The sequence below is a fragment of the Legionella drozanskii LLAP-1 genome (assembly GCF_001467585.1).
In the GTDB taxonomy this organism is placed as follows: Bacteria; Pseudomonadota; Gammaproteobacteria; order Legionellales; family Legionellaceae; genus Tatlockia; species Tatlockia drozanskii.
In genome coordinates this window covers 183,916-197,667 of the sequence record NZ_LNXY01000003.1, presented here as the reverse complement: position 1 = coordinate 197,667, position 13,752 = coordinate 183,916, and the positions used below count along the sequence as shown (strand labels likewise).

The following is a 13,752-nucleotide window of genomic DNA, read 5'->3' as shown; positions in this document are numbered from 1 at the left end:
ACGATTATGACAGAAAGCAGTGAAAAAAGACCCCATTTTATACGTCAACTAGTTGCAGATGAACTCGCAAGTGGTAAGCACAAAGAGTTAATTACCCGTTTTCCACCAGAGCCAAACGGTTATTTACATGTAGGCCATGCAAAATCAATTTGCTTAAATTTTGGTTTAGCGGAAGAATTTAAAGGCCGTTGCTATTTACGTTTTGATGATACAAATCCAATTAAAGAAGAAGAGGAATACGTCAACGCCATTATTGAGGATGTACGTTGGCTAGGTTTTGAATGGTGTGAGATGACCCATTCTTCTGATTACTATCAGCAATTATATGATTACGCGGTTGATCTGATTAAGCAAGCTAAGGCCTATGTTGATAGTTTGAGCATGGAAGAAATCCGTGACTATCGGGGAACGTTGCAAGAACCTGGACGTGATAGTCCTTATCGTAATCGATCGGTTGAGGAAAATCTTGATTTGTTTACTCGCATGAAAGCAGGCGAGTTTGCTGACGGAACGCATGTGTTACGTGCTCGTATCAATATGCAGTCAGCTAATGTGAATATGCGCGATCCCGTGATTTATCGTATTCGCCATGCTCATCATCAGCGTACAGGTGACGCTTGGTGTATTTATCCTATGTACGATTATGCGCATCCCATTTCAGATGCATTAGAAAAAATCACTCACTCGCTGTGTACTCTCGAGTTTCAAGATCATCGACCTTTATATGATTGGTTTGTTGATAATTTAACGGTTCCTGCAAAACCAATTCAAACGGAATTTGCTCGTCTTAATTTATCACATACAGTGACTTCTAAACGTAAATTGCGAGAGCTAGTTGAACAGAACGTTGTTGAAGGTTGGGATGATCCACGATTACCTACATTGCGTGGTATGCGTAAAAGAGGGTATCCACCCGCAGCGATTAAGCAATTCTGTGAGCTTATAGGCATTTCACGCAGTGATTCAGTGATTGATATGTCTGTGCTTGAAGACTGTGTTCGTGGCGAATTAAATAACAGTGCAAAACGGGCAATGTGTGTACTTGAACCCTTAAAAGTTGTTATCGAAAATTATCCTGAAGGTAAAGTAGAAAATTTACAAGCACATTTTCATCCTCAGGATCCAAGTGTCGGAAGTCGCACCATTCCTTTCAGCCGAGAAATTTATATTGAGCAAAGTGACTTTATGGAAGATCCGCCCAAAAAATACTTCCGTTTATCGCCCGGAGCTGAAGTACGTTTAAGACATGGCTATGTTATTCGTTGTAATGAAGTGATTCGCGATACGCATGGCCAAGTGATTGAACTTCGTTGTAGTTATGATGCAGAGACTTTAGGAAAAAATCCAAGCGATCGGAAGGTGAAGGGAGTTATTCATTGGGTATCTTGCGAGCATGCTTTGCCAGTTAAAATTTATCAATACGATCGCTTGTTTAACGATCCTAATCCTGGGCGTGAAAAAGATTTTCTTCAGTTTTTAAACCCTGACTCATTAGAGATTGGGCAAGGATTCTGTGAACCCTCTTTGTTAACACAACCTTTGCATGAAGTGTTTCAATTCGAGCGCCTTGGGTACTATGCGGTTAATCAAATAGATAATGATCAGGTCAGTGCCTTTCACCGTGTTGTTGGGCTTAAAGATACCTGGGGAAAAATGAGTTAAGGGGAAGGCATGTTAAATCTTTATAATTCATTAACTCGATCAAAAGAGGAATTTAAACCCATCAAGCCTGGCAAGATTGGCATGTACGTTTGTGGCATAACGGTGTATGACCGTTGCCATTTAGGTCATGCACGATCCATGGTTTGTTTTGACGTGATCGTGCGGTTTTTGCGTGCTCAAGGTTATGAGGTGACCTATGTACGTAATATTACCGATATCGATGATAAAATTATCGTCCGCGCTAATGAGCGAGGGATAACCATTGATGAGTTAACGGCTCAATACATCAAAGCAATGCATGACGATTCTCGTGCATTAAATATTTTGCCTCCCGATATAGAACCTCGCGCAACAGCTCATATTGATTCTATCATTCAACTCATCAGGCAATTAATCGATAAAGGTTATGCTTATCTGAGTGATAATGGGGATGTTTGCTATCAAGTGGACCAGTTCAAAGAATACGGCAAATTGGCCCATAAAGATCTCGATGGATTAGTGGCTGGAGCCCGTGTTGACATAGTGAAAGAAAAACGCTCTCCGCTTGATTTTGTTTTGTGGAAAAAAGCAAAACCTGGTGAACCCAGTTGGCCTTCGTTATGGGGCGATGGGCGACCAGGATGGCATATTGAATGTTCGGCTATGGCCATGCATGAGCTAGGTGAGCAATTTGACATTCATGGCGGGGGTTTAGATCTACAATTTCCTCATCATGAAAATGAGATTGCGCAAAGTGAGGCGGCTAGTGGAAAATGCTTCGCGAATTATTGGCTTCATGTCGGTATGTTGCAAGTGAATAATGAAAAAATGGCTAAATCAGTAGGTAACTTTTTTACGATTGAAGATGTTTTAAAACAACATCACCCAGAAGTTGTACGTTACTTTCTCTTGAGCAGTCATTATCGCAGTCCTCTCAATTACTGTGAAGAAAACTTGCTTAATGCCAATAAGGCACTCACGCGACTATATCAGTCCATCAAAGATTTTGATGAAATACGAACAGATGGCGAGCTGGACGCTAATTGGCTCGAGCAATTTAACTCAGCAATGAATGATGATTTCAATACGCCTGTGGCTTTGTCTATTTTGTTTCAATTAAGTCATGAACTTAATAAAACCAATTCAGCAAAGCTCGCTTCTACTTTAAAACACTTAGCTGCAACTTTAGGACTACTGCAAACCGCACCCGAGGCTTTTCTCCAAGCTGGTTTGCAAGATGAAGATAAAAATCAGGTAGAAAACTTAATTCAAGAGCGGATTAAGGCAAGAGAAAGCCGAAACTGGGCGAGAGCCGATGAAATCAGAAATCTCCTGATAGATCAGGGAATTGAATTAGAAGACAGTGCCAGTGGAACTACTTGGCGTCGACGGAACTAGCAACTGTTTTATGGGCCGGGATCTATGGGCGCTAGGATCTCTTGAAAAGACAGTTGCTGCGATTTAACAGTGAGGACTGGACTGAAGGAATGAATTGAACAGTGCCACCGGGTTTCATACTACCTCTTCCAATAATCCCGCAAATAATCACTGGCTGGTAGAAATGCCAACGAAGGTGTCAACTCAGTAGAAATTTGTTTTTTTTGCGCTAATAAAGCTTTTTTTAGATAAGTCTTGGAAAGCTTGATTTTTCCCTGTCTTTTCGCGTCCTCCGCTTGAATCTCAAATTTAGCGATCTGGCAGGTTTGTTGAATATAGGGATCAGATAAAGTACCAGTGTATCGAATCAAAGTATTGAGCCGACTTAAGGCCAATTGAATTGGTTTCCCTTGATGAATTGCTAAAAAACTTGCCGCATGTAAAACGCCGCATTCAGAATAAGCTGACCAATATAAATTTTCATCCATCTTCGCAATAGGCTGAATTTGCACTATAGGCATCTGCCAATCTTTAGTCGAGAGCACTTGGCGTGCCCACATGCGATAGTACCATTCCTTATACTGCAAGCCCGAATCTTTCGCGCTAATTTCGGCCATTTGTCTCACGAGCTGATTTGCTTCTTTATTCCGCTGTTTTTTCAAGTAGCCTTCCTGTAGCCATTCTAGCGAATGATATTTATTTTCAGCATTGCAAGCATATAAGGGTTGATCGTTTAGGAGTTTGCATAACTGATCTGCAGCTTTAACAGAGATTTGGTTTGCCAAAATATAATCGTCCCAAAGTTCAAAACGACGATAAATATGTGCAGCCATGTGAGTAACATGAGAAGAGGAGCTCATCAATTTAAGTGCAATCTGAGCGGCAGGGAAGGCTTCACGAGCTATTTCGGGGGAAGGATTATCATGATAATGTAAATAATAATGAACAACACCCGGATGATTGGGGTATTTTATGAATAACTGATTAATAAGCTTTCTTCCTTGATCAATCAATTTCCCACTTGGTTTGTAATTAGGAAAATCAGAAGCAATCCCCAATAAAGACAAAGCATAAAAAGAGGCTACATCAGGGTCTTCAGGAAAACGGGCGTAAAATTGCTCCATTGCAAGCATATAAGCTTTATCTCGCTCAAATAATTGATTATTGCCAAATAATTGTTGAGCAGCGTTTAAATAATATTGTTCTTTCTCAGTGATGGGGTAGTGAGTTTTATTCGCAGCATAGCGGGCAAGTGTTTTTTGAGCAGCAATTAAATTTTCCGAGTTCCAAAGAAACTGTTTATACGACATGGCCTCTCCCCAGTAACTCATTGCAAATTCAGGGTCAAGCTTTTGTGCTTGTTGGAACTGCTGTATTGCTAGATCATACATAAACGAATGTAGGAATGCAGTGCCCAGTAAAAAATGTTCTTTAGCAATCGAATTCTTGCTAGTCACCTGTAAATTAACATCACCAAGCACAATGGATTGTCTCAGAGTGTGAATATCTTTTATAGCCTCGTTATTAGCATGGCCTAAAGTAGAAAATGTTATAAAAAATGTTAGTAATAATAGCCAGCGGGACATCGAATATTCCTATTGCAAACTTGGTTTAAATATGGGCAAGTTGGCAAATTATACTTGTATATGCCTAATCTGTGCAAATTTATCACATTAACCGTTTGGACTGAGAATTTTTCTTTCCTAAGCCTTTGATTTTAAGACAATGACAAAATATGAGCATAAATTATGCATATTTTTAGTTGAAAAACCCAAAAATTGAACTATGTTTAAAATAATAAGGCAATACTCCAGATAGGAGCCGTGATAATGGACCCTCTAGGCGAATTAGAAGACTCTCTGGCATACATGTTTGAGTTACAGACCAAACATACTGGCGGTTATATTGAGCCATCGGTTAATAAACTGAGGATGGCACTGAATGATTATAAAGATAATTCCTCCTCCACCTCCCTTAAAAACTTAATTTCTGCTATCAAAAAAGCCTTTCCCGTTATTGAAAAATATTACATCGATTCTTTTAAAGTGAGACAAAAAATAGAAGCATTAGCCGGCACTCAGGGAGAGTCAATCAATTGGTACACATCAAAAGAAGCCAATCGCTATCCTTTTTTCCAACCATCTAGCAGTGCAAAAGAAAGTAAAACTGATTTTATCCCCTGGCTTTCCGCACGTACAGGCAAAGATTTTGGCAGTCTTAGCGGCGAAGCTCAGGTACAAATGCTCATTGAGGAAAAATCCGATAAGGAATTTACTGTAAAACTTAAGTTGCATTTGCATGCTAATCCAGATTTTCTTGCAAACCTAGCGATGGAATCGCCAAATGCTTTTATCAAATTAATGAGCTCTAGTCTGGGTTTTCAATTAGAAAAGTATCAAATTGCCAAAGCCATTTATCATCATGGTAAGACGATCATGGACGAGTCGCTCAAAATGGATAAGTCTTCGGAACCCATCGAAAAAGTCATGCAGTTGGTAGACTATCTCAATGAACAATTGTCTTCTTTACATTCCATTGAAAAATTATTAGAAGACCCTAAAGCGAAGGCGGTATTAGATAAGTCAGAATTATTTCAACTCTACCAAAGTGAAGAATATAAAGAGCGGCAAGATTACGATGCCTCTGCCGCTCCTGCCACTTAAGGTTTGAATACATCACTTGGTAGTTCTTGGTTAGAACTTTGATGTTGCATTTTTTGATTAATTACCTTAGTTGCTTGTATTAAAGTGTTTAAGCATCCTCTATATACATTTTGATAATCTCTCTCGTTTAGATTATTGCTTAAGTATTTAAATACGTTCTCTGTACTTTGAGGGACAGAAAGTCCATTAAGATTGGGTTTTACTATGTTCATAAATTCACCGACCAAATCAATCAAATACAAGTCCTTATTACTAGGTAACTCATCAAAAGAGACTGAAAGGAAAGGGATTAATAACTCAGTATAGCGATTTGAAAGTTTTTGCAGACGCTGTGCAAAGCCAGCTTCATACTGATAGGACGGGTTGGCTTCAGCTGATTTTACTAATAACTGTACTCCAATTATTATCGCTGGGTTTCTATCTAAGCCAGACCAGTCTCCACTGTCTCCTTGCAGTTTAATTGATTCTAGTAATAAGGCATGTGCTAATTTTTCTAAAGCACGTGATTTTTTAGCAGAAGTCCCTGCTTCCTTATCCCTAAAATAAGCAGATTCCCAAGCTTGGAGGGCTTCTTTAAGGTCATGAGTAGGCTTAGGAGCTGGCTCAAAAAATCCTTGAGAGGTAGCTAGAACACTTACTACTGTAGAGTTCGTTTGTACTATTGCAGGGGCTACATCGCTTGTAGATGCCATCTCTAAAATGGGTGTTTCTTCTTCCTCTAAATTGGGTGTAGCAATAGTGAAGCTACTAATTTCCTCCTGCTCTGATCCAAATGAAATTGACTGTCCTGGCAAGGCAGCTTGAACAGCAGGTTCTGGGAGTCTTGTAGCCTTTGCTGCATTTATAGCAAGCTCTTGAAGAAGGGATGCACTACTTGAGGGTTCTTCATTCTCTTCTACAACTCTTCGTTTTTTAATGTTAACTCTCTTTGAGACTTGTTTTTTTGTAGATTTTGATGAGTCTAAATGAGCTGAATCTTTTCCTTTTCTCAATCTTGAATCCGATGAATTTTTCTTAGAGGAATCTGAGTTATTTGCTTCATCTTGCGAAGGTTTTCTTTTTCTTACAGAGGACAAGGTCGAGGTCTGGCGTGGTGATTCATCGAAATTACCTGTTTGGGATGAATTCGACTGTTGCAGTTTAGTTAACAAGCCTTGTGCGTTAGGTAACCTTTTTTCAATATGAGCTAAAAGCGATTTAATTTTAAATTGTTTATCGAATTTATGATAACGTTCTTCTAGCTGCTTTTTAAAGCCTTGCAAGGTTTGAATTATATTGTTAAGGGATTTTTCTGAGGGACTAACTTTATTTATATTCATAAAATATAAATTAAGTAGCGCAATTTGAAATTCATTTTTAAGTGAATGGAATTCACTTCTAGTTAACTGCTCACTAAGCTCTTGAGGTAAATTAGATGGAGGTAAATCTCTAATGGCCTCATTAATTAATTCATAGCACTCAGCGGCTTCCCTTACATAACCATAAACAACTTCTGGATTTTCCGTATCCCTTACAGCAAATGCATAATTGACAAAGCAGATAGCCACTATGAAAAGGCTATTGTTAAGCTCTGATAAATCTTCTTTGGTAGCAGACATAACTTCGCGTTTCAGGTTTTTAACTGCCCTAAATGATTCAATATTATGACGTAAATACTTGAGATCTTTTGTTTCAAAATATTTTTCATAATTAACGCTGAGTAGTGTTTGTATTTCGACAAGTTTAGTCATTGAAAATCCTATATAACAAATTAAAATTAATAATCAATTACTTATAAAATCATAAGAATTATAATTAATGATGAGACTGGATAGTGGTGGCCATATTTTGTCCTGGAAAGACTATATTTGTCCAGTAAATAATAAGGTATTTTGAGATTAGGCAATTTATCAATACTTAATGCTGACTTGTTACTCGAAGAATTTCTGCCAAGGAAGTGTCTCCGGCTAAAACACGTTTAAATCCGTCGTCGCGAATGCTGGGATGAGCAGGGCGTAGATAATTATCAATCACTTGTATGCTTTCATTACGATGAATCATCCCGCGCAAGGTTTCATCGATTGGGATCAATTCGTAGATGCCGGTTCGGCCTCGATACCCGACGTGATTACAATGATCACAACCTTTGGGTTCACTAACTTTTGAGATATCAATCTCAGCTCTAATATCCATTAATTCGCGCTCATCTTCTCGTAAAGTATGTGAGGTTTTGCAATAATTACAGAGTTTTCTCACTAAACGCTGAGCGATTAATCCCACAATACTTGAAGATAATAAAAAGGACTCAACTCCCATATCATGCAGCCGAGTTAAAGCTCCCAAGGCACTGTTGGTATGTAGAGTGGATAAGACTAAGTGACCGGTGAGACTTGCTTGAACGGCGATTTCGGCAGTCTCAAGATCGCGGATTTCCCCAATCATAACCACATCAGGATCTTGACGTAAAATGGCCCGTAAACCCTTCGCAAAAGTCATTTGCACTTTAGTGTTAACTTGGGTTTGTCCAATTCCAGGTAAATCATACTCAATTGGATCTTCGATGGTTAAAATATTGCGGCTGACTTGATTGAGTTCGCTAAGCATCGCATATAAGGACGTTGTTTTTCCGGAACCAGTTGGGCCTGTGACCAAAATAATACCATGCGGCTGGGCAATCATTTTGCGCATTGCCTTTAAATTTGTCTTAGGCATGCCCAAAAGGCTTAAATCGAGTTGTGCTGTTTGTTTGTCTAAAATTCTCAATACAACACGCTCGCCGTGATTAGATGGAAGGGTTGACACACGGACGTCGATATTATGGCCACCAATACGCAGAGCTATTCGCCCATCTTGAGGAATACGTTTTTCAGCGATATCTAATTTAGCCATCACTTTCACGCGAGAGATAACCAAGGGAGCTATGGCTCGTTGAATTTCTAATACTTCATGAAGTACGCCATCAATTCGGTTTCGTACTAGAACTCGACTTTCATAAGTTTCAATATGAATATCAGAGGCTTTTTGCTTGATGGCTTGGGTAAATAAGGCATTAAGCAAGCGGATGATAGGTGCATCATCTTGGTTGTCTAATAAATCTTCGCTTGTTGGTAATTGCCCAGCAAGTAAAGATAGGTCCATATCTTCTTCCATGCCTTCTGCTGCATCAAGAATAGAGGATTGTGATTGGTAAAGATGAGCGAGGTGTTGTTGAAATTCTGATTCATTCACTTCTTTAAACGTTAATTTTTCCTGTAATAAACGTTTTACCTCGGTTAAAACGGGCAAGGGAGGATTAGGTAAATGGTATACAACTAATCCTTCTGAATCAGGCACGGCAATGATGCCTTGGTTTTTAGCGAAGGCATAAGGAAGACGTTTTGATCGGTCATGGTTTTCCATAAGCTTTATTTAGTTGTCATAATCGGTGGTTTAGTTGCCATTATCGGGGGTTTCTGTCGAGCAAAAGGTTTTGGTAGTTTTGCCTTAGTTAATGGAGGTAAAATCATGTCTTCATTTTCTCTATTGAAAGGTTGCTCCCGTAACCATTTCAGCTCGTATTGACGGATATCGTTATATTTCCCGTTGGTAACTTCTAAGGCATCACGCTCAGTTCTTAATATTATAGGACGAATAAAGACCATTAACACGCGTTTTTCATGATTGGTAGCATTGTGTTGAAAGGCACGACCCATTCCAGGTATATCGCCAAGGATAGGAATTTTATTATTGTCAGTGCCTAGGCTATTTTGTATTAATCCGCCAAGTACAACAATATCACCACTTTCAATATGCACCGAGGTTACTATGCTACTAATATCGAAGGTCGGGTTGGTCGTGTTCGTAGTTGAGGCTGGATCAATCGTGTCATTGCCCTGATCGATTTGCAACTGAATGCCTTTACCTCGCGTAATTTGTGGTCTCACATAAAGATGAAGTGCGACGTTGACTCGATCAAAAGTTACATAGGGGCTGGCAGTTGTTGTTCCGCCTGCATTGTTGGGATAGGTTGTTGAAGCAACAGAAACTTGTTTACCTACCAAAATTTTTGCTTGTCGATTATCCAATACGACCACGGAAGGTGTGGATAAAATATTGGCTTTGCGTTGCTGCGCGAGAGCAAAAATTTCTGCTTGAAAATCATTCATTGATGTTTTTGAATTGACGATCGCAAAACCTGGTCTAAAATCTCCTGGTCTACCTTGTTGATTGGAGCCCCATTCAATCCCTAAACTTCGTACATCGGCCTCATTAACTTCGGCAACTAGTGCTTCGATTAGTAATTGCGCCGGTCGAATGTCTAATTGTCTAATGACTGCACGTAGAATGCGAATAAGACTAGCGGGTGCATTTATAATAATTGAATTCGTATTGGGTTCGGCGATAATTTGTACAGTGGGTTTAGTAGATCCCTCATTTTGGGTGCTAGCTCCAGTTGTATTAGGCGCTGCAGCAGAGGAGTTAACACTCGGTGGTGTTTGTGCGGCCGTCGAAGTGCTGTTATTACCCGAAGAAGAATTAGTCACTAAGCTTGAGGCGGGATTGGTGCTATCTAATTCTGGACGAGTAATGGTGCCAATGGTTGTCCCGACATTACCACTAAAATTGGCCTGAGCGATACCGGCCAAAATAGGGACTAAGTCTTCAGCGCGTAAATAATTGAGGTAAACAACCTGTGTATTGCTGTCGTAGCCATTGAGGTTGGCTCTATCCAGGCGATTAATCAGTAAGCGTAATTTGAGCCGCTCAGTTCGCGTTCCGCTCAAAATGATGGCATTACTGCGATCATCCACTGCAATCATTGTTTGGGCGTGATTGCCACTTGTTTGTGCTTTCATTAGGTCTTTCAAAGTGCCGGCTATATCCATGGCTAAAGCATGTTTTAAATGAACCATATCGAGTCCGTTAGCGGAGGAGGTATCGACTTGTTTGATAATGCGAACTAGCTGTTTAATGTTACTCGCGCGTCCTGACAAGATAAGCATGTTAGAAGGGCCATAAGCAGAAACACTGCTCCATTGAGGCATTAAGGGACGTAATACAGGAACCAGTTGCTCCGAAGGCACATAATGAACCGGAATAACTGCAACCATCATCTCATCACCATAGGGTCGATTTTTTGTTAAAAGCGGAACAGGTGAAATGGTTTTGGCATCAATGTTGGGCACGATTTTAATGACATCACCGCTTGGGACAGCAGCATAACCCGATATTTGTAGCATTGATAAAAAGACTTGGTAAAGCTCTTCATCTGACATCGCTGTACTCGAAGTAATTGAGATTTTCCCTTGAACTCGAGGGTCAATAATAAAGTTCTTACCAGTTACTCGCGAAACCTCACCAATGACCGCGCGAATATCGGCATTTTTTAAATTCCATAATTTTTTCTCACTCGCTGGCTTTGATGTTTCTTCGGCAATAGTTTCTTTTGTTTCATCTTTTACATTTGCTGGCGTATTTTGGAGCTGTGTTGGTGACGGTGGTGAATTTTCGTTAGGTTTGGAAGTAGTTTTAGTTTTAGCCGTCGTTATTTGAGAATGAGTTACAGTTTTGGTTTGCGCATCAACAATTAATTTTTTCTGTAAAGTGATCGCCGTTTTATAGTCACTGATTGGGCCAATATTAACAAAATAATTTTCTTGATTTGCTGGATGATCGACGGTTATAGGTTGCTTGATAAATGATGATAATTTAAATTTTAATTGCAGGGCATTATTTTCATGCGGAAAGGTACCAATATAAAGCATATAAACCGGCTTACCCTCAACAGTAACTCTTTTAAGAGCAACATCAGCGGCATAGGCATTGACTAAAGAAAATAGTGCTAATAGATAAAACGAAATTTTTCGCATTAAACAACCGTTAATCATTTATCAACATTAAAGATCGTCCAACATCATAACTAAATTTCTGAAGATACCCTAGCGTTTTCAGTAAATCCATTGAAGAGTTAATTCAAAAAGTAGGATCCCAGCTTGAAAACTAATTTTTTATTAAATTCCTCTAATTTGGCCTAGTAAATTTGGATATATAAAATTAAATCAATTTACTGTAGTAGATTAAAAGGGTTTTAAGATGAGGTTTAAAAGATAAGTGAAGCGGTTGCTAATCCTCGGTTATTACAAGATCCATAAACCATCGATTTTTATCAAGCAATGTTAAGTTTTGCTAAGATAATGGCATCAGAGCAAAGGAAAGAGTCTCTAAAATTTTTCAAAGGATATTCAGTATTGGAAAGTCAGCAAGAAGCTCAGCAGCAAGAGGTCTCCAGTCTGAATAGACCCAAATCATGCAGGTTTGTCTAGGTTTAGTATAACGAGTCCGACAAGCTCAGAGCTTCAATAGGCGGTTATGCTTTAAAATGGTGGCTACGGGTGGACTCGAACCACCGACCTCAGCATTATGAGTGCCGCGCTCTAACCGGCTGAGCTACGTAGCCACAAGAGGTCGTGATTTTGTCGTTTAATAGCATTGATGTCAAGACTACTAAGCTAATATTTTTTCAGAAAGTTTTTATTTTTACTGATTAATCTGTTTTATGTAATTTAGGCAGGTTCATACCATCAAGCCAAGAGGTTTATTGGCTCCGTTCGGGCCCTTCTCGAGCCGATGTATTCCCTGTATTTGAATATGAGTTGAGTTAATAGTTATTATTTTGCTCGAATTGTCATCCCTGCGAAGGCAGGGATGACAATCAAACATGTGTGTTGATACTAAACAATCAATAGATAGAGTGCACCAATACCGCGCAATACTTGCACTAATAACTGTTGCTTTTGCTGTAAGGCAACTGATTGGAGCGATTTAACATCATTCGTTTGCGTCTTGTTAGCTGCAATAATAATATCACCCGGTCTCAAACCAGCTCTCCATCCGGCACTGTTCTCAGAGGCGCCAACTACCTGAACTCCTACTATGTGACCATGTAAAGGGGAATCTTGTTCAAAATTCTTCAATGCTAGACCATATAGGAAAGGATTACTCGCTTGCAGCTTTTGCTCATGTTTCTTAACATCAGTGACAGAAGCATTTAAGGTGATTTCTTTACCCTCACGTTGCAATATAATCTTAGCATCGCTACCAACACGTAAGAGGCCAACGGTCGATTTGACCTGTGTGGCTTCTGTTATCTTGGTATTATTGATTTGAGTAATGATATCTCCAGGTTTTAAACCTGCTTTTTCAGCTGGAGAGTCTTGATTAACTTGAGCAACAAGAGCACCCTTGAAATCTTCTGAATAACCCATTGCTTGAGCCAATTCAGGGGTTAGATGTTGGACGAAAATGCCCATTAATCCACGATGGATAGAACCATATTTAATTAATTGTTGAGCAACATCTTTTGCCATATTAATAGGTATTGCAAAGCCAATGCCTATGTTTCCACCATAAGGAGAAATAATAGCAGTATTAATTCCAATCAATTCTCCGGCAGCATTCACAAGAGCGCCTCCCGAGTTACCTGGATTAATTGCTGCGTCAGTTTGAATAAAGTTCTCTACGCCTTCAATATTTAAATCACTGCGTTTAGTGGCACTAATGATTCCGAAGGTAGCGGTTTGGCTATTACCAAAACTATTTAACCCGAAGGGATTACCGATTGCGACCACAAAATCGCCTACCTCTGCTTTATCTGAATCGCCAATGGGAAGGCTTTTGAGATTTTTTGCATCGATTTTTAAGACTGCAATATCGGTTTCGCTATCGCCACCGATCAGTTTTGCTTTTAAACGACGACCATCATTTAAGGTTACAGTGATGAGATTGGCATTACGAATTACGTGATCGTTTGTAATGATCACACCATTTTGTGGGTCAACAATCACGCCTGAACCAATGCTTTGAAATTTTTTCGATTTTTCAGGGGCTTGCGGTTGCTGTTGGGCTTGTTGATCTTGTGAATCTGTGTCCTCGTCGTCAGCATTTGCGTTCGAGTTAGGTAAAACACCTTGTACCGCCACATTGACGATAGCGGGCATTGCATTTTTTAAAACCGGTGCAAGAGTAGGGGGTACCGCTGCATTTTCCATGGGTACTGCAGACGCTGTGAAAGACAGCATACTAAGCAATACAATTCTAATGAGAGTGTGGATTT

General features: G+C 39.6%; 8 protein-coding genes and 1 tRNA gene. 3 read left to right on the top strand and 6 right to left on the bottom strand.

Annotated elements, in window-relative coordinates:
• Positions 1–6: 6 nt before the first annotated feature.
• Positions 7–1,662: a glutamine--tRNA ligase/YqeY domain fusion protein gene (locus tag Ldro_RS01955; RefSeq protein ID WP_058494743.1), complete on the top strand. Its 1,656-nt coding sequence runs from the start codon at positions 7–9 to the stop codon at positions 1,660–1,662.
• Between the two features lie 9 nt (positions 1,663–1,671).
• The gene (gene cysS, locus Ldro_RS01950) at positions 1,672–3,039 is read left to right on the top strand and encodes a cysteine--tRNA ligase (protein ID WP_058494742.1); all 1,368 of its coding nucleotides are present in this window, start codon (positions 1,672–1,674) and stop codon (positions 3,037–3,039) included.
• A gap of 119 nt (positions 3,040–3,158) precedes the next feature.
• On the opposite strand, the gene Ldro_RS01945 is transcribed toward cysS, so the two are convergent.
• Positions 3,159–4,604 (bottom strand): tetratricopeptide repeat protein, encoded by a 1,446-nt coding sequence (locus tag Ldro_RS01945; RefSeq protein ID WP_058494741.1) that lies wholly within the window; start codon positions 4,602–4,604, stop codon positions 3,159–3,161.
• Between the two features lie 243 nt (positions 4,605–4,847).
• Here Ldro_RS01945 and Ldro_RS01940 point away from each other — a divergent pair, with 243 nt between their 5' ends.
• A complete protein-coding gene (locus Ldro_RS01940; RefSeq protein WP_058494740.1) occupies positions 4,848–5,681 on the top strand; it encodes a hypothetical protein in 834 nt (277 codons plus the stop codon).
• Here Ldro_RS01940 and Ldro_RS01935 read toward each other — a convergent pair.
• The 5 genes from Ldro_RS01935 to Ldro_RS01915 all read right to left on the bottom strand — a co-directional run bounded on the left by Ldro_RS01935 (position 5,678) and on the right by Ldro_RS01915 (position 13,717).
• Positions 5,678–7,411 carry a hypothetical protein gene (locus tag Ldro_RS01935; protein WP_058494739.1) on the bottom strand — a complete coding sequence of 578 codons (1,734 nt, stop codon included), beginning with the start codon at positions 7,409–7,411 and terminating at the stop codon, positions 5,678–5,680. The two genes, Ldro_RS01940 and Ldro_RS01935, sit on opposite strands and share 4 nt — an antisense overlap.
• 166 nt (positions 7,412–7,577) lie before the next feature.
• Positions 7,578–9,059: a GspE family T2SS ATPase variant LspE gene (gene lspE / locus Ldro_RS01930; RefSeq protein WP_058494738.1), complete on the bottom strand. Its 1,482-nt coding sequence runs from the start codon at positions 9,057–9,059 to the stop codon at positions 7,578–7,580.
• Between the two features lie 5 nt (positions 9,060–9,064).
• A complete protein-coding gene (lspD, locus tag Ldro_RS01925; RefSeq protein ID WP_058494905.1) occupies positions 9,065–11,509 on the bottom strand; it encodes a GspD family T2SS secretin variant LspD in 2,445 nt (814 codons plus the stop codon).
• 510 nt (positions 11,510–12,019) lie between these two features.
• Positions 12,020–12,096: transfer RNA gene (locus Ldro_RS01920), tRNA-Met, on the bottom strand.
• Positions 12,097–12,370: 274 nt separating this feature from the next.
• Positions 12,371–13,717: a Do family serine endopeptidase gene (locus tag Ldro_RS01915; protein ID WP_420795402.1), complete on the bottom strand. Its 1,347-nt coding sequence runs from the start codon at positions 13,715–13,717 to the stop codon at positions 12,371–12,373.
• Positions 13,718–13,752: the final 35 nt, after the last annotated feature.